Annotated in this window: 13 protein-coding genes; 5 read left to right on the forward strand and 8 right to left on the reverse strand. The window is 71.2% G+C overall.

The features are described from left to right. Positions 1 to 165 precede the first annotated feature (165 nt). The 3 genes from IH13_RS0112835 to IH13_RS0112845 all read left to right on the forward strand — a co-directional run bounded on the left by IH13_RS0112835 (position 166) and on the right by IH13_RS0112845 (position 4,545). On the forward strand, positions 166 to 819 hold the full coding sequence (locus IH13_RS0112835; RefSeq protein ID WP_031083950.1) for a TetR/AcrR family transcriptional regulator: 654 nt from the start codon (positions 166 to 168) through the stop codon (positions 817 to 819). Positions 820 to 1,495: 676 nt separating this feature from the next. Further along, the gene (gene htpG, locus IH13_RS0112840; RefSeq protein ID WP_031083951.1) at positions 1,496 to 3,412 is read left to right on the forward strand and encodes a molecular chaperone HtpG; all 1,917 of its coding nucleotides are present in this window, start codon (positions 1,496 to 1,498) and stop codon (positions 3,410 to 3,412) included. Positions 3,413 to 3,750: 338 nt separating this feature from the next. Next, positions 3,751 to 4,545, forward strand: coding sequence for an SGNH/GDSL hydrolase family protein (locus IH13_RS0112845; protein ID WP_031083952.1), 795 nt, complete (start codon positions 3,751 to 3,753; stop codon positions 4,543 to 4,545). A 90-nt stretch (positions 4,546 to 4,635) separates the two neighbouring features. On the opposite strand, the gene IH13_RS0112850 is transcribed toward IH13_RS0112845, so the two are convergent. Then, the gene (locus IH13_RS0112850; RefSeq protein ID WP_031083954.1) at positions 4,636 to 5,472 is read right to left on the reverse strand and encodes a class I SAM-dependent methyltransferase; all 837 of its coding nucleotides are present in this window, start codon (positions 5,470 to 5,472) and stop codon (positions 4,636 to 4,638) included. 89 nt (positions 5,473 to 5,561) lie between these two features. On the opposite strand from IH13_RS0112850, the gene IH13_RS0112855 reads away from it, so the two are divergent. Next, on the forward strand, positions 5,562 to 7,463 hold the full coding sequence (locus IH13_RS0112855; RefSeq protein ID WP_031083956.1) for a S9 family peptidase: 1,902 nt from the start codon (positions 5,562 to 5,564) through the stop codon (positions 7,461 to 7,463). A gap of 226 nt (positions 7,464 to 7,689) precedes the next feature. Further along, positions 7,690 to 8,463 (forward strand): SURF1 family protein, encoded by a 774-nt coding sequence (locus IH13_RS0112860; protein WP_031083958.1) that lies wholly within the window; start codon positions 7,690 to 7,692, stop codon positions 8,461 to 8,463. Between the two features lie 573 nt (positions 8,464 to 9,036). Here the strand turns inward: IH13_RS0112860 and IH13_RS0112865 are convergent. The 7 genes from IH13_RS0112865 to IH13_RS0112895 all read right to left on the reverse strand — a co-directional run bounded on the left by IH13_RS0112865 (position 9,037) and on the right by IH13_RS0112895 (position 15,747). Further along, positions 9,037 to 10,449, reverse strand: a complete 1,413-nt coding sequence (locus IH13_RS0112865; RefSeq protein ID WP_031083959.1) for a hypothetical protein — start codon at positions 10,447 to 10,449, stop codon at positions 9,037 to 9,039. Further along, positions 10,446 to 11,021 (reverse strand): SigE family RNA polymerase sigma factor, encoded by a 576-nt coding sequence (locus IH13_RS0112870; protein ID WP_031083961.1) that lies wholly within the window; start codon positions 11,019 to 11,021, stop codon positions 10,446 to 10,448. The genes IH13_RS0112865 and IH13_RS0112870 overlap by 4 nt, the downstream gene beginning before the upstream one ends. A 359-nt stretch (positions 11,022 to 11,380) precedes the next feature. Continuing rightward, a complete protein-coding gene (locus tag IH13_RS0112875; RefSeq protein ID WP_031083963.1) occupies positions 11,381 to 12,445 on the reverse strand; it encodes an aspartate-semialdehyde dehydrogenase in 1,065 nt (354 codons plus the stop codon). Continuing rightward, positions 12,442 to 13,713 (reverse strand): aspartate kinase, encoded by a 1,272-nt coding sequence (locus tag IH13_RS0112880; protein ID WP_031083965.1) that lies wholly within the window; start codon positions 13,711 to 13,713, stop codon positions 12,442 to 12,444. Before IH13_RS0112880 ends, IH13_RS0112875 begins: the two co-directional genes overlap by 4 nt. Positions 13,714 to 13,964: 251 nt before the next feature. Then, positions 13,965 to 14,624 (reverse strand): DUF5063 domain-containing protein, encoded by a 660-nt coding sequence (locus IH13_RS0112885; RefSeq protein ID WP_031083966.1) that lies wholly within the window; start codon positions 14,622 to 14,624, stop codon positions 13,965 to 13,967. 84 nt (positions 14,625 to 14,708) lie between these two features. Beyond that, positions 14,709 to 15,308 carry a recombination mediator RecR gene (recR, locus tag IH13_RS0112890; RefSeq protein WP_014046904.1) on the reverse strand — a complete coding sequence of 200 codons (600 nt, stop codon included), beginning with the start codon at positions 15,306 to 15,308 and terminating at the stop codon, positions 14,709 to 14,711. 103 nt (positions 15,309 to 15,411) lie between these two features. After that, positions 15,412 to 15,747, reverse strand: a complete 336-nt coding sequence (locus IH13_RS0112895; RefSeq protein WP_082317590.1) for a YbaB/EbfC family nucleoid-associated protein — start codon at positions 15,745 to 15,747, stop codon at positions 15,412 to 15,414. Positions 15,748 to 16,290 lie beyond the last annotated feature (543 nt).

A 16,290-nucleotide genomic window follows, 5' to 3' on the forward strand; every position in this document is an offset into this window, starting at 1 on the left:
GTGCGAGCCGGCGCGGAGGCTGCCGACGAGGGCGAGGATGCGTACGGGCATGGGGATCTCCTGGAGGAGGAAGCGTTCGAGACAAGCGGACCGTGGTCCGTTTAATGTTGTACCAGCTAAGCGGACCACGGTCCACTTGCGCTGTTCAGACGCTACGCTGAAGCCATGACCGGCCCCTGTGACCCTTCGTCCCGGCCGCCCGCCCCCTCCGGCGCTCGCACCACGCTCCCGCTCGTGACCGTCGGCGAGCCCGAGCGGCTGCGCGCGGACGCGGCCCGGAACCGCACCCTCCTGCTGGAGGCCGCCTCCCACCTGATCGCGGGGTGCGGCGTCACGAACCTGACCATGGAGTCGGTCGCCGCCGCCGCGGGCGTGGGCAAGGGCACCGTGTTCCGGCGCTTCGGCGACCGAACCGGTCTCCTCATCGCGCTCATGGACCACCGGGAAGGGCTGCTCCAGGCCGCCTTCCTCTCGGGGCCGCCACCGATGGGCCCCGGCGCGCCCGCGGTGGAACGGCTCCACGCCTTCGGCCCCGCCGTCATGCGCCACGAGCGCGAACACCACGAGCTGGTCCTCGCCTCCCGCGCCGACCCCCTGCGCACCTACGCCGTCCCCGCGACCCGCCTCCGGGTCAGCCATGTCGCCATGCTGCTGCGCCAGGCCCACGTGGAGGGCCATGCGGAGCTGCTCGCGCACACGCTGCTCGGTTCGATCGACGCCGCCCTCGTACACCATCTGACGGTGGACCGCGGCATGTCGATCGAGCAGCTGGACCAGGGCTGGCACGACCTCGTCACCCGGCTCGGCGCGAGGGCTTAGGACCACGCCGGGCCCACGGCGGCCCGGGCCCGCGCCCGTCCGGAAGGGGCCCGGCATGCCGGGCCCCTTCGGCGTCATCGTCGAAGGGGCCAGCGGCATGCGGTGCAAGGTCGTGGCGAAGGTGCAAGGCCGTGGCGAAGGGGAGTTCCGCGTGGCCGGGAAGGAAGGCACGCGTCCCCTTGGGCCACGGGACGTACCCGCGGTCGCCGACTTCGTCCGGAACATCGGCCGCGGCGCGCTGCGGCGTATCGAGGGCCTGTCGGACCAGGAGCCCGAAGGGCCCGAAGGGATCGTCGCGGTGAGCGCCCGGTCGGGCCGAGGGGGCCGAACCCGACTACCACCGCGGGGCGGTGACCGGGGCCGAGGCCCCCGAGGACCTGGGCCCGGTCACCGTGCCGGACCGGACTTGGAATTCCTGCCCACCTCGCTCGCGCAGGACGCCTCGCACGCGGGCGCGGAGCCGTGGATCCCCGTGGAACGCGTCGAGGCCAGAACCGGCCGGCCTGCGGGGTGGTGGCCCCGGGGCCCGGCCCACGGCGGCGTTCCGGCGGGGGCCGGTCCCGCCGGGCCGGGCGGGTCCAGCCGGGAACCCGGGGAATCGGCACACCGGCACGACAGCGGCTGGTTACGATATGCCTCGGTCATCCGACATACCACGGAAAGGGAAACCGCACCCATGCCGGCCGAGACATTCGAGTTCCAGGTGGAAGCACATCAGCTCCTGCAGATGATGATCCACTCGATTTATTCGAACAAGGATGTATTCCTGCGCGAGCTCATCTCCAATTCCTCTGACGCGCTGGACAAGCTGCGGCTGGAAACCCTTCGCGACGAGTCACTTCAGGCGGACACGTCCGACCTGCACATTGCCATCGAGGCCGACCAGGAGAAGCGCACGCTGACCGTGCGCGACAACGGCATCGGAATGTCGCACGACGAAGTCGTGCAGCTGATCGGGACCATCGCGAATTCCGGGACGGCACAATTTCTGCGGGAATTGAAGGAAGCAAAGGACTCCGCAGCGTCCGAGGAACTCATCGGGCAGTTCGGTGTCGGTTTCTACGCCAGTTTCATGGTGGCCGACGAGGTCACGCTGGTGACCCGCCGCGCGGGCGAGAGCCAGGGCACGCGCTGGAACTCCGACGGTGAGGGCACGTACACCGTCGAGTCCGTCGACGACGCCCCGCAGGGCACGTCGGTCACCCTGCGGCTCAAGCCCGAGGACACCGAGGACCAGCTCTTCGACTACACGTCGCCCTGGAAGCTCAGGGAGATCGTCAAGCGGTACTCCGACTTCATCACCTGGCCGATCCGCATGGCCGCCGCGGCGACCGGCGAGGACGACGCCGAGCCGGCGGTCGAGACGGTCAACTCGATGAAGGCGCTGTGGGCCCGCTCGAAGGACTCGGTGACCGCCGAGGAGTACAGCGAGCTGTACAAGCACATCAGCCACGACTGGACCGACCCGCTCGAAACCATCCGCATGCAGGCGGAAGGAACCTTCGAGTACCAGGCCCTGCTCTTCCTGCCGTCGCACGCCCCGCAGGACCTCTTCATGCAGGGGCACAAGCGCGGGGTCCAGCTCTACGTCAAGCGCGTCTTCATTATGGACGACTGCGAAGCGCTCATGCCGACGTACCTGCGTTTCGTGAAGGGTGTCGTCGACGCCCAGGACCTGTCGCTCAACGTGTCCCGGGAGATCCTCCAGCAGGACCGCCAGATCGAGATGATGCGGCGGCGCCTGGTCAAAAAGGTGCTGTCGACGGTCAAGGACATGATGTCCGCCTCCCCGGACGACTACCGGACCTTCTGGAAGGAGTTCGGCCGGGTGCTCAAGGAGGGCCTCCTCCAGGACTTCGAGAACCGTGACGCCATCCTCGAGGTCTCCTCGTTCGCCTCCACCCAGGACGAGGAGGGGCTGACCACCCTGCGCTCCTACGTGGACCGCATGAAGGAGGGCCAGGACCAGATCTACTTCATGACGGGCGAGTCCCGTGCCGCCATGGAGGGTTCGCCCCACATGGAGGCCTTCCGGGCCAAGGGCCTGGAGGTCCTGCTCCTGACCGACCCGGTGGACGAGGTCTGGGTCCAGTCCGTGCCGGAGTTCGACGGCAAGCAGCTGCAGTCCATCACCAAGGGCGAAGTCGACCTGGACAGCGAGGAGGAGAAGGAGAAGGCCGAGGCGGAGCGCGAGCAGCGGCAGCAGGAGTACGCCGGCCTGCTGGCCTGGATGACCGAGCAGCTGGGCGAGAGCCTCAAGGAGGTGCGCCTCTCCTCACGCCTGACCGTGTCGCCGGCCTGCATCGTCTCCGACACCCACGACGTCACCCCGGGTCTGGAGAACATGTACCGCGCCATGGGCGAGGAAGTGCCGCACATCAAGCGCATCCTCGAGCTCAACCCCTCGCACGCGCTGATCGGTTCGCTCCGCAAGGCGCACGCGGAGCTGGGCACCGGGTCCGGCGCCGACACGGAGCTGGCCGAGACCGCGGAGCTCGTCCACGGGCTGGCCCTCCTCTCCGACGGCGGCGAGCTGAGCGACCCCGCCCGCTTCAGCAGGCTGATGGCGGACCGGCTGGAGCGCACGCTGTAACAGCACCCCTCCCCCGCGACCGCGGCCGCCATGTGATCCTGGCGGCCGCGGTCGTGTGTGTCCGCGGCCGTGCCCGCGCTCCCGCTCAGAGCCGGGCACCGGGGGCCGAGGGTGACGCGGAGAGGTCAAGGAGAAGACGCACGGATACGCACAAGTTCACTCCTTCGAGGGCCTGTTGCAGGTTTATCTACGCGCGGAGCTTTCTCGCCCGAACGAGCATTCGGGCATATCAGACGACTTCTTCCCTGCCCATTACCGACGGGTACCGGGAGCTGCTACAAACGTGCTCGCCCCACGAACTCCCCACCCGTCCCCCACACTTCGAAGGGCTGACTGCCGTGTCAGTACGTACCTTCTGGGCTTCCGTCTCCACCCTCGCGATCGGTGCCGTGGCCGTGCTCGGCCTGGCGCAGCCGGCCTCCGCCGCCGGCGCCGCCTACGTCGCCCTCGGTGACTCCTACTCCTCCGGAGTGGGCGCCGGGAGCTACACCTCCGAAAGCGGTGCCTGCCAGCGCAGCACCAAGTCGTACCCCTACCTCTGGGCGGCGGCGAACGCGCCGTCCTCGTTCAAGTCCGTCGCGTGCTCGGGTGCGACGACGTCCACCGTGTCCAGCGGCCAGCTGAGCGCGCTGTCGTCGTCGACCACGCTCGTCAGCGTCACGGCGGGAGGCAACGACGTCGGGTTCGCGGACGTGATGCAGACCTGCGTGCTGCAGAGCGAGGCCACCTGCGTCAGCCGCGTCAACACCGCTGTCTCGCAGGCGCAGAACACGCTGCCGGCGAAACTCGACTCGCTGTACAGCGGCATCCACGCCCGCTCCCCGCAGGCCCATGTGGTCGTGCTGGGCTACCCGCGCTTCTACAAGCTCTCCGGCAGCTGCATCGCCGGGCTCACCGAGACGGAGCGGGGCGCGATCAACAACGCCTCGGACATCCTGAACGGGGTGATCGCCAAGCGGGCGGCGAACGCCGGGTTCACCTTCTCCAGCGTGGTGGACGAGTTCACCGGGCACGAGCTCTGCTCGGGCGACCCCTGGCTCCACAGCGTGACGCTCCCGGTCACCAACTCGTACCACCCGAAGGCCATCGGGCAGTCGAACGGGTACCTGCCCGCCTTCCGTTCGGCGGCGTAGGGCGGCGCGGCGCTCCGCCGTCCACACACGTTCCGGCACCATCCGGGCCCGGCCCGGGTGGTGCCTCCGCGCGCCCGGCCCGGCCGGTGGTCAGCCGCCCTTGGGCCGCGAGGCCTTGACGGAGTACATCATCGGGATGCGCGGGCGTCCCGCCGGGAAGCGGTAGTAACCGTCCGCGTGCCGTCGCAGGGCCGGGTAGCGGGCGAAGAGCGTGGCGTCGTGTTCGTGCAGGAAGTCGATCCGCAGCCCGGCCGCCGCCAGCGCGGACACGACCTCGCCCAAGGGGTGCTGCCATTCGACGCTGCGGTTGTGGACGGTCTCGGCGGCGGGGTCGGCGTAGGTCCCCGGTGTCTCGTCCACCCATGCGTCGCTGCTGAAGTAGTCGTACGCGACCGTCGAGCCGGTCTCGTCGTCCAGGCAGTCGGTCAGCGGATGGAACTCCGCCAGATAGAGGAAGCCGCCCGGCCGGACCAGGGACGCGGCGGTCTCCGCCCAGCGGCCCACGTCCGGCAGCCAGTTCAGCGCGCCGACCCCGGTGTAGACGATGTCGTACGCCGGGTCAGGCACGGCCTCGGCCGCCTCGTACACGTCGGCGGCCACGAACGTGGCGCGCTCCGGCGGCAGCCCCAGCGACCGGGCGAGACCGCGGGCCGTCTCGACGGCGGGCTCGGAGAAGTCGAGTCCGACCACCTGCGCGGCGCCGTGGCGCGCCCACGACAGGGTGTCGAGCCCGATGTGGCACTGCAGGTGCAGGAGCGTCCGGCCGGTCACGTCGCCGACCTCCGCGATCTCGAAGTCGCGCAGGGCGTCCCGCCCGGCGCGGAAGGAGTCGAGGTCGTAGTAGTCACTCGCCGCGTGGACGGCCACGCGTTCGTCCCAGCGGGCACGGTTCGTCCGCTGCCAGTCGCCCGGTGCCGATGTGTACATGGCGGGGAGGTTACCCACAGGCCGGGGGTGGGCGCGATCCGTTATCCACAGGCTCACCGCCGACGGGCCCCATCGGGTTGTATGGGGTCATGAGCGACGCACAGAACGAAACGTCCGTACACGGAACGGCGGGGCGGCCGGAGCCGAAGGGCTCCCAGGCGTCTGAGCCGGGACGGGAGCAGCCGGGGTGGGAGCAGCTGCCGCGGTGGGAGCAGCGGTTCCGGGCACCGCGGGTGTCCCTCCCCGACTGGGCGGAGGACGCGCCCGACCGCTCGCTGTTCGTCTCCAACGCCACCGGCACGTACGAGCTGTACGCCTGGGACCGGGCGACCGGGAAGCAGCGCCAGGTCACCGACCGGCCCAACGGGACCACGGACGGGGTGCTGACGCCGGACGGCGCGTCTATCTGGTGGTTCTCCGACACCGACGGCGACGAGTTCGGCGTGTGGATGCGGCAGCCCTTCGAGGGCGGCGCGGACGAGCCCGCGGCGCCCGGTCTCGGGCCGTCCTATCCGGCGGGGCTCGCCATCGCCCGGGACGGGACCGCGGTGGTCGGCCGGTCGACGGACGAGGACGGCACGACGGTCCACGTCGTGCCGGCGGGGTCCGACCCGGTCGAGATCTACCGGCACCGGGAGTCCGCCGGAGTCGGGGACCTCTCCAGGGACGGCACGCTGATCGCTCTGGAGCACACCGAGCACGGTGACGCGATGCACTCCGCGCTGCGTGTGGTGCGCCCCGACGGTTCGACGGTCGCCGAGCTCGACGACACGGAGGGCGGCACCAAGGAGTTGGGCCTCGCGGTGCTGGGCTTCGCCCCGGTGGCCGGTGACACCCGGCTGCTCGTCGGTCACCAGCGTCGGGGGCGCTGGGAGCCGATGATCTGGGACCCGGTGGCCGGGACGCAGACGGATCTGCCCGTCGAGCTGCCCGGTGACGTGGGCGCCGAGTGGTATCCCGACGCGTCGGCCCTGCTGATCGAGCACAGCTTCGAGGCACGCAGCGAGCTGTGGCGGTACGAGCCGGGTGCGAAGGGCCCGGTGCGCGTCGACACCCCTGCGGGCACGGTCTCCGGCGCGACGGCGCGGCCCGACGGCTCGGTGGAGTATCTGTGGTCCTCGGCCGCCCAGCCGCCCGCCGTACGGTCCACGACGGGCGCCGTCGTCCTGGATCCGCCGGGACCGAAGGCTCCGGCCTCCGAGCCGGTGCGGGACGCGTGGGTGGAGGGCCCGGGGGGCCGGATCCATGCCCTGGTGCAGACTCCGGCGGCCGGGGAAGGCCCGTTCCCCACGGTCTTCGAGATACACGGCGGGCCGACCTGGCACGACAGCGACGCCTTCGCGTCCGGTCCCGCCGCGTGGCTCGACCACGGTTTCGCCGTCGTGCGCGTCAACTACCGCGGTTCGACCGGTTACGGCCGCGCCTGGACGGACGCGCTGAAGCACCGTGTCGGGCTGATCGAGCTGGAGGACATCGCCGCGGTCCGGGACTGGGCGGTCGAGTCGGGTCTCGCCGATCCGGGACGGCTGGTCCTGGCCGGGGGCTCCTGGGGCGGCTATCTGACCCTCCTCGGCCTCGGTACGCAGCCGGACTCCTGGGCCCTCGGGCTGGCCGCGGTCCCCGTCGCCGACTACGTCACCGCGTACCAGGACGAGATGGAGGCACTCAAGGCGATGGACCGTACGTTGCTGGGCGGGACCCCCGAGGAGGTCCCGGAGCGGTTCGAGGCGTCGTCCCCGCTGACGTACGTGGACGCGGTGCGCGCCCCGGTCTACATCTCCGCCGGGGTCAACGACCCGCGGTGCCCGATCCGCCAGGTGGAGAACTACGTGGACCGGCTCGCCGCGCGGGGCGCGGTCCACGAGGTCTACCGCTACGACGCGGGGCACGGCTCGCTCGTCGTGGAGGAGCGGATCAAGCAGGTGCGGCTGGAGCTGGACTTCGCGCTGCGGCACCTCGGCCAGGGGGAGGTGGCGGGCACCGCGTCATGACCGGGCTCCGGGCTGCGGACGCGTCCGACGGGCACCGTGGCGCGGACGCGGGGGTGCCGCGCCCGGGGTGCCGCGCCCCTGAGGACGCCGTGTCCGGGTGCCACGCCCGGGGTGCCGTGCCCGGGGTGCCGTGCCCGGAGGGGCAGGCGTCGTGGTCGGCGTAAGGTCCCGATAAATGGTGCACCCCGCTCCAGGTGCCGGGAGCGGGGAACCGTACCGTGGGAGGGTGTACCGGTTCCTGCTGACCCCGCGATGGTGGGGGATCAACCTCTTCGTCGCGCTGGCCATCCCGTTCTGCGTGTTCATGGGCACCTGGCAGCTCAGCCGTTTCGAGGACCGCGTGCAGTCGCACGAGGAGGCCGCGAAGCGGCCCGCCCCCGGGACGAGAGACGCGCGGCCGCTCGACGAGCTGCTGCCCGTCAGCACGGAGACGTCGGGCCGCCCCGCCGTCGCGACGGGCACGTACGCCGACCAGTTCCTGGTCCCCGGCCGCAAGCTGGACGACCGCTCCGGCTTCTACGTGCTGACCCTGCTGCGCACCGACGAGGGCAAGGCGCTGCCGGTGGTGCGGGGCTGGCTCCCCGGCACACCTGAGCACACCGAGGTGCCCCCGGCCCCGGCCGGCGAGACAACCGTGACCGGCGATCTGCAGGCATCGGAGAACACCGGCAGCGACGGGGTGAACGTCCGCGGCGGGCTGCCCGAGGGCCAGCTGGGCATGATCAGCGCCGCCTCGCTGGTCAACCTGGTCCCGTACGACGTCTACGACGCCTGGGTGACCCTGACCGAGCCCGGTCCGGGAAGCGCCGCCATGGAACCCGTACCCGCCAGGGCGGCGCAGGGCAGCGGGCTGGACCTGAAGGCCTTCCAGAACCTCGGCTACACCGGCGAGTGGTTCGTCTTCGGGGGCTTCGTGCTCTTCATGTGGTTCCGGCTGGTGCGCCGTGAGGCCGAGGCGGCCCGCGACGTCCAGCTGGGCCTGGCGGCCGACGCCGACTGAGACGACGGCGGGTGCCGGCGTCCGGGACGGCTCGCGGGCACGCAAGGGTCGCGGGCCGGGCCACCTCGGGCGGGGCCACCTCGGCCCGATATTCGGAAGGCCCCGCCTGGTCCGGCCCCTTCGCAAGCCCCGCCCGGTCCCTTCGCAGGGCCCGCCGGTCCCCGTGGCCACAGTCCGCACACCACCGACGCATGCACCTGTTCACCATGCCCACCAGCTCTGTGGGGCCTGCGGTCCTGCGGGTCCTGTGGGGCCTGCGGGTCCTGTGGAACCGTGGAGCCCTGTGGAGCCACGTCTCCGGTGACGGCAGGCCACCCGCCGACCAGCCAGGACCCGGCCGGTCACGGCCGAGCCGTTCGCCGTCGAGCCGTTCGCCGTCGGGCCGTTCGCCGTCGAGCCGTTCTCAGCTTGGTCGGCCACGGTGCAGCCCGTTCGCAGCCCTGCCCGCCACGGTGCGGCCCGTTCGCGGCCCTGCCCGCCACGGGCCCGCCTGCCTTCGGCTGGCCTGTCGCCCTCCGGCGGACCCGTCACCCCTCGGCGGGCCCGTCGAAGGGCCGCCGGTCGGGACGCCGGCTACGACGCGTTCAGTACGCCCGTGCGGTAGATGGTCCCCGCGCAGGCGTGGGAGATCGTGGTCTCGGCCGTCGGCGCACCCGTCTCCGGAGTGTGCGTCACCGCCACACTGCCGTCCGCCGGAGCGTCGTCGGCGCCACCGAGCTGCGCCGCCGTGTCCGAGGATCCCGCGGCGGCCCCCGCCGATCCGCCGGTACCGCCACCGCCGTCGCCGTCCGTCGGCGTCGGGGCAGGCGAACCACCGGTGGTCGGACAGGTGTCCGACGGCACCCAGGCGAAGCGCACCTCGTAGGCCATCGCCGGCTTCAGCAGCACCGCTCCCGGTTCGGCCGACGGATGCGGCAGCCCGCTCGCCGGGTCGCCCGCCGCGTGCTGGACGACGGTGATCTTCTGAGGGTCGGCCGCGCCGGCCGCCTGGAAGGCGACGGTGCCGTTGCTCGTGACCGAGCACGCCTTGCCGGACACGTTGGAGATCCGGAAGCTTCCGTACACCTTGCCGTCCGGGCCCGGCGCGCCCGCCTCGGCGGAGGCGACACCGAGCTGGTTCGGGGCGCAGGCCGGCACGGTGGCCACCTCGACCCCCGGCGCGTCGTCGAGGCCGGTGGCCCCGGCGCCCTCGGTATCCGCGCCCTCGCTGGGCGTCGGGCTCGCGGAGCGGTCCGTCCCGTCCTCGGTTCCTTCGTTCTGCCGGGCCTCCGGGCCGGAGGCCCGCTCGCTGTCGGCCCCGCTGCCGGCCTCGCTGCCGTTGCCGCCCTGGGCCTGCTCACCGTGGCCGGCGATGGACGGGTTGGCCGCGACCGAACCGTCCGAGCCCGCCACATGGACGAGCGCGGGGACGGCCGTACCGATGAGAAGGGCGGCCGCGACGGCACCCACCACGGCCTGGCGCCGCCGGGCACGCCGGGCGGGCACGGCGCGGTGGAGGTGGTCGAGCGTTCCGTCGGAAGGCCGCAGCCCCTGCACGGCCCCGTGCAGCATGCGGCGCAGGGCCGCCTCGTCCACGTCCCCCCCGTCCACCCGCGCGTCGCCCGGAACACCGCCGGCACCGCCCGGAACATCCCCGAGGAGCGTGGTCGGTGTGCCGCCGGAACCGGCCGCACCGCCGCCGGACGCACCGGCACCGGTACCGGCACGCGCACCGGCATCGGCCGCGACCGGCCGGGCACCCCCCGCCTCCGCCACCGCGTCGCCCGTCTCCGCGTCGCCCGCCACCGCGTCGCCCGTCCCCGTCTCGCCCGCCCCCGTACGGCCCGCACCCACGCGGCCGGGACCGGCGGCGCTGCCGTCGCCCTCGTCCGCGTCCCGCGCTCCCGCCGCCGGTTCCGGATCGGTGTTCGGAGTGTCGTCCGGCCCGTGGTTCACAATTCCGTTTCCAGTCCGGTCATCGTCGCGCCTGTGTTCCGGCCTGCTCATGCCTGCGCCTCCATCGTGACGCGCAGTGCCGCTATGCCCCGTGAGCCGTACGCCTTCACCGAGCCGAGCGATATGCCCAGCGTCTCCGCTACCTGAGACTCCGTCATGTCGGAGAAGTAGCGCAGCACCAGCACCTCGCGCTGGCGCCGCTGGAGGCCCTTCATCGCCTTGATCAGCGCGTCCCGCTCCAGTTGGTCGTACGCCCCCTCCTCCGCGCTCGCCATGTCCGGCATCGGCTTGGAGAGCAGCTTCAGCCCGAGGATGCGCCGGCGCAGCGCGGAACGGGAGAGGTTGACGACGGTCTGCCGGAGGTAGGCCAGGGTCTTCTCCGGGTCACGCACGCGGTTGCGCGCCGAGTGCACCCGGATGAACGCCTCCTGCACCACGTCCTCGCAGGACGCCGTGTCGTCCAGGAGCAGGGCCGCGAGGCCCAGCAGCGAGCGGTAGTGGGCGCGGTAGGTCTCGGTGAGATGGTCGACCGTCGTTCCCGCCGCCACCGTCTCCTCAACGCCTTCGCGCTGCGACGGCAGACCGGCGGCCTGCGCGGCGGGCATGGGGGCGATCACCGGCATACCGCCGGCCGCACGGGGCCGCCGGAGCGGGCGCACCGAAGCGCCTCGCAACGGGCCCACCACTGTGATGTCGAGAACCTCTGCCACGCCAGTTGGACACGCTTCTCCCCGTCAGGGTTGTACGCGTACGGCACCGCGTTCGATGCTGTGCGACATGCCCTCATTCGTACCTGCTCTTCCCCAAATGCCTCATAAACGCATCCAGCCACGCAAGAAGTGACGACATAGACGCGCCGCATCCGACTAGCGGTTGCGGGAGGCCAGGAGATCATCGTCCGATACGGCAACGCCCCAGCTCAAGAGGTTCGGACCAGCGAATCGCTCACAGGGCGCACACAGATCCTACAAAACACTTTCGATCAATCCCGGTGAAATTCCGCAGCGATCGATTCGGCAATCTGCGCCACATTGAGCGCCGCACCTTTTCGGAGATTATCTCCACAGATGAACATCTCGACGGCGCACGGATCGTCCATCGACTGCCGCACCCGGCCCACCCAGGTCGGGTCGGTACCCACCACATCCGACGGGGTGGGGAAGTCTCCGGACGCCGGGGAGTCGAAGAGCACGACCCCGGGCGCGGTCGCCAGGATCTCGTGCGCGCGTGCCACGGCCACCTCGTTCTCGAAGCGGGCGTGCACGGACACGGAGTGGGTCGCCACGACGGGGACGTACACGCAGGTCGCCGCCACCTTCAGTGCGGGCAGTCCCAGGATCTTGCGGCACTCCCCGCGGATCGCCGTCTCCTCGGAGGACCAACCGTCGCCGGCGTCCGTGCCCGCCCAGGGCACCACGTTCAGCGCCACCGGGGCGGCAAACGGGCCGCTGCCCCCGTCGCCCAGGGCCCGCCGTACGTCCCCGGGGCTGGTGCCCAGCTCCGTGCCGGCCACCAGGGAGAGCTGCTCGCGGAGGGCGGCGACGCCGTCCCGGCCGGCACCACTCACCGCCTGGTAGGAGGAGACGACGAGTTCCCGCAGGCCGAACTCCGCGTGCAGGGCTCCGACGGCGACGATCAGCGAGAGCGTCGTGCAGTGGGGCGACGCGACGATGCCGCGGGGCCTGCGCCGCGCGGCATGGGGGTTGATCTCCGGGACGACCAGCGGCACGTCGGCCTCCTGCCGGAACGCGGCCGAGTCGTCCACGACCACCGCCCCGCGGGCGGCGGCGACCGGTGCCCAGCGGGCGGACACCTCGTCCGGCACCAGGAACAGGGCCACGTCCACCCCGTCGAAGGCCGCCCCGTCGAGCGGGAGCACCTCGGTCTCCTCGCCGCGTACGACCAGCTTGCGGCCGGCCGTACCCGGCGAGTCGACGAGTCTGACCTCGCCCCAGACGTCCGCGTGCTGCGAGAGGATCTGGAGCATGACGCCGCCGGTCGCCCCGGTCGCACCCACGACCGCGAGCGACGGGCGGCACCGCGTCATCGTCCGGTGCCCCCGTAGATGACGGCCTCGTCGGAGTCGCTGTCGAGGCCGAAGGCGGTGTGCACGGCGCGCACGGCCTCGTTGACCTCGTCGGCCCGGGTGACCACCGAGATGCGGATCTCGGACGTCGAGATCAGCTCGATGTTCACACCGACGTCGGACAGCGCCTCGAAGAAACCGGCGGTGACCCCGGGATTGGTCTTCATACCGGCGCCGACCAGGGAGATCTTCGCGATCTGGTCGTCGTAGCGCAGCGACTCGAAGCCGATGCCGGCCCGGTTGCGCTCCAGGGCGTCGATGGCCTTGTGGCCCTCGGACTTGGGCAGCGTGAACGTGATGTCCGTCAGACCGGTCGAGGCGGCGGAGACGTTCTGCACCACCATGTCCATGTTGATCTCGGCGTCCGCGATGGCGCGGAAGATGGCTGCGGCCTCGCCCGGCTTGTCGGGCACACCGACGACCGTGACCTTGGCCTCGGAGACGTCGTGGGCGACTCCGGAGATGATGGCGTGCTCCACCTGCTGGTCCCCTTGCGGCTCGTTGCTGACCCAGGTGCCGCGCAGTCCGGAGAAGGACGAGCGGACGTGGATCGGGATGTTGTAACGGCGTGCGTACTCGACGCAGCGGTGCAGCAGCACCTTGGAACCGGACGCCGCCAGCTCCAGCATGTCCTCGAAGGAGATCCAGTCGATCTTCCGGGCCTTCGGTACGACCCGGGGGTCGGCGGTGAAGACACCGTCCACGTCGGTGTAGATCTCACAGACCTCGGCGTCCAGCGCGGCGGCCAGCGCGACGGCGGTCGTGTCGGACCCCCCGCGGCCGAGGGTGGTGATGTTCTTGCCCTCCTGGCTCACACCCTGGAACCCGGCGACGATGGCGATGTTGCCCTCGTCGATGGAGGTCCTGATGCGGCCCGGCGTGACATCGATGATGCGCGCTTTGTTGTGGACCGAGTCGGTGATGACACCGGCCTGGCTGCCCGTGAACGACTGCGCCTCATGGCCCAGGTTCTTGATCGCCATCGCCAGCAGGGCCATGGAGATCCGCTCTCCGGCGGTCAGCAGCATGTCGAACTCCCGACCGGCTGGCATCGGTGATACCTGCTCGGCGAGATCGATCAACTCGTCCGTCGTGTCGCCCATCGCGGACACCACGACAACCACCTGGTTGCCGTTCTTCTTGGCATCGACGATTCGCTTGGCGACGCGCTTGATGCCTTCGGCATCGGCTACGGAGGAGCCTCCGTACTTCTGCACGACAAGGCCCACGTGCGCTCCTCGCTCAATAATGGTGCTGTCGGCTCAGTTTAACGAGCAGTCCGGAATCGCCCCGTCCTTACCAGATGGTGAGATGTCCCGCTCACCACGTGGTCAGGCGTGTCGGCCCGAACTGCTCGTACGGGGCTGCTGCCCCGTCCTTCGCCGGAGCACGCCTGTTTGTGGCCCAGGACACACACGGGCGGCACGGGACGAACCCCCCGGCCGGCCTCGCACCCCCGCCGGGGAGCGTGGCGCGGCCGTCAGTTGACCGGCCGCAGCCCCAGCGGTCCCGCGATCTCCGCGGCCATCACCCGCCCCGCCTCCTCCGCCAGATCCCCGTCGCCCGGGTCCTGGTCCGTGTCCAGCCCGTCCAGCTCCTCCAGCGGCTGGTTCAGCCGGATGTGGGCGATCAGCGACTGGAGGGCGCGCAGGGCGGCCGACGCGGTGGAGCCCCAGTTGGAGAAGTACGAGAACTGCCACCACCACAGGGCCTCGGCCGTCCGGCCCGCCTCGTAGTGGCCCAGCCCGTGGCCGAGGTCCGTGACCAGGTCGGCCAGGTCGTCGGAGATCCGGTGCGGGACGGGAGGCTTACGCGGCTCGTACGGGTCGAAGACCTCGGAGTAGACGTCGATGGGCTCCAGCAGGACGGCGAAGCGCTCACGGAGCCCGTCGGCGTCCGGTTCGGCGCCGAGGTCCGGCTCGTAGCGCTCGTCCGGGAGGATGTCCTCGTACGCGCCGAGCCGGCCGCCGGCCAGCAGCAGCTGGGAGACCTGGAGGAGCAGGACCGGCACGGCCTCCTCGGGTTCCTCGGCCTTGGACACCTCGGCGACCGCGACGATGAACGTCTTGATCTGGTCCGCGATCTGGACGGCGAAGTCGTCCGGGTCCTGCGTGACGGAGTTCAGCGTGGCATCGGACATCGAGGGGACCTCCCGGTGGGCACGGCCGCGAACGGTGGGTAGAACGTAGCGCCGTCCCGCATAAGGACGACGTCAGGTGCCGGGTCACACATCGAGCAGCCGCCTCCCCTCGAACGCGCGGCCGAGGGTGACCTCGTCGGCGTACTCCAGGTCGCCGCCCACCGGCAGGCCGCTGGCCAGCCGCGTCACCCGCAGCCCCATCGGCTTCACCATGCGCGCGAGGTAGGTCGCGGTGGCCTCGCCCTCCAGGTTGGGGTCCGTGGCCAGGATCAGCTCCGTGATGGTGCCGTCCGCGAGCCGGGCGAGCAGCTCCCGGATGCGCAGGTCGTCGGGGCCGACGCCCTCGATCGGGCTGATCGCGCCGCCGAGCACGTGGTACCGGCCCCGGAACTCCCGGGTCCGCTCGATCGCGACGACGTCCTTGGGCTCCTCGACCACGCAGATGACCGTCCGGTCGCGCCGCGCGTCCCGGCAGATGGCGCACTGCTCCTGCTGCGCCACGTTGCCGCAGACCTCGCAGAAGCGGACCTTGTCCTTGACCTCCAGGAGCGCGTGGGCCAGACGGCGCACGTCGGTGGGCTCGGCCTGCAGGACGTGGAAGGCGATCCGCTGCGCGCTCTTGGGACCGACGCCGGGCAGCCTGCCCAGTTCGTCGATCAGCTCCTGAACCACGCCTTCGTACAACGGAACGCCTTTCCTTTTCCTGCTCGTACCGTAGCCGGTACGGACGGGTAGCTACAGGGCCCCGCCCACCGGGACCCTGCCCGGCCCGAGGCCGGGCCGGGATTCAGAAGGGCAGGCCCGGCATGCCGCCCAGCCCCTGGGCCAGCGGGCCCAGCTTCTGCTGCTGGAGCTGCTGCGCGTTCTCGTTCGCCGCCTGCACCGCGGCGACCACGAGGTCCGCGAGCGTCTCGGTGTCCTCCGGGTCCACGGCCTTGGGATCGATCACCAGGCCGCGGAGCTCGCCGGACCCGGTCACGGTGGCCTTCACCAGCCCTCCGCCCGCCTGTCCCTCGACTTCGGTCCTGGCCAGTTCCTCCTGGGCCACGGCAAGGTCCTGCTGCATCTTCTGGGCCTGCTGGAGCAGCTGCTGCATGTTGGGCTGACCACCACCGGGAATCACGGTCACTCCTGGCATTTCGACGACGGATTGTTTCGGTACGCCGAGCCTACGTGTTCGCCGGAGGGTGCGCCCCACCCGCCAGGGAGCAACTCTTTCGAGTGAGTTTCAAAATGCGGCTGTCGCACTCCTATACCTGACCAGAGGCCGTGCCCACCCGGGAATCCCGCGATTTCGACCCCGTGGCCCACCATTCGGCGGTAGGAAGGGCAGGCGTATCCCTACGCACACGCACACCGCAGGTAACGCAGAGTTACGCGGGTGGGGCCTTAGGTCATATGCCGTGATCCGCCCCCGCCGTGTCCGTCCAGCCGTGCCGATCCGCGTCACCACACGCCGATACGCGCCGAACTCAGAGTGCAGAGGAGTGCCCCGGTGAGTCAGCCGGAGATGCAGCCCGAAGGGCCGCCCCGCAAGGAGTCCGGCGCGGGATCCGGCGCAGATACCGGAAGCGAACGGTCCGGTTCGCGCTACGGTGCGGGGCCGCGCGACCTGACCGCCCGCGCCTTCCCCCTCGGCGACTGGGGGGAACCCGCCGAGCGGCTC

The sequence above is a fragment of the Streptomyces sp. NRRL WC-3549 genome (assembly GCF_000721935.1).
Taxonomy (GTDB): domain Bacteria; phylum Actinomycetota; class Actinomycetes; order Streptomycetales; family Streptomycetaceae; genus Streptomyces.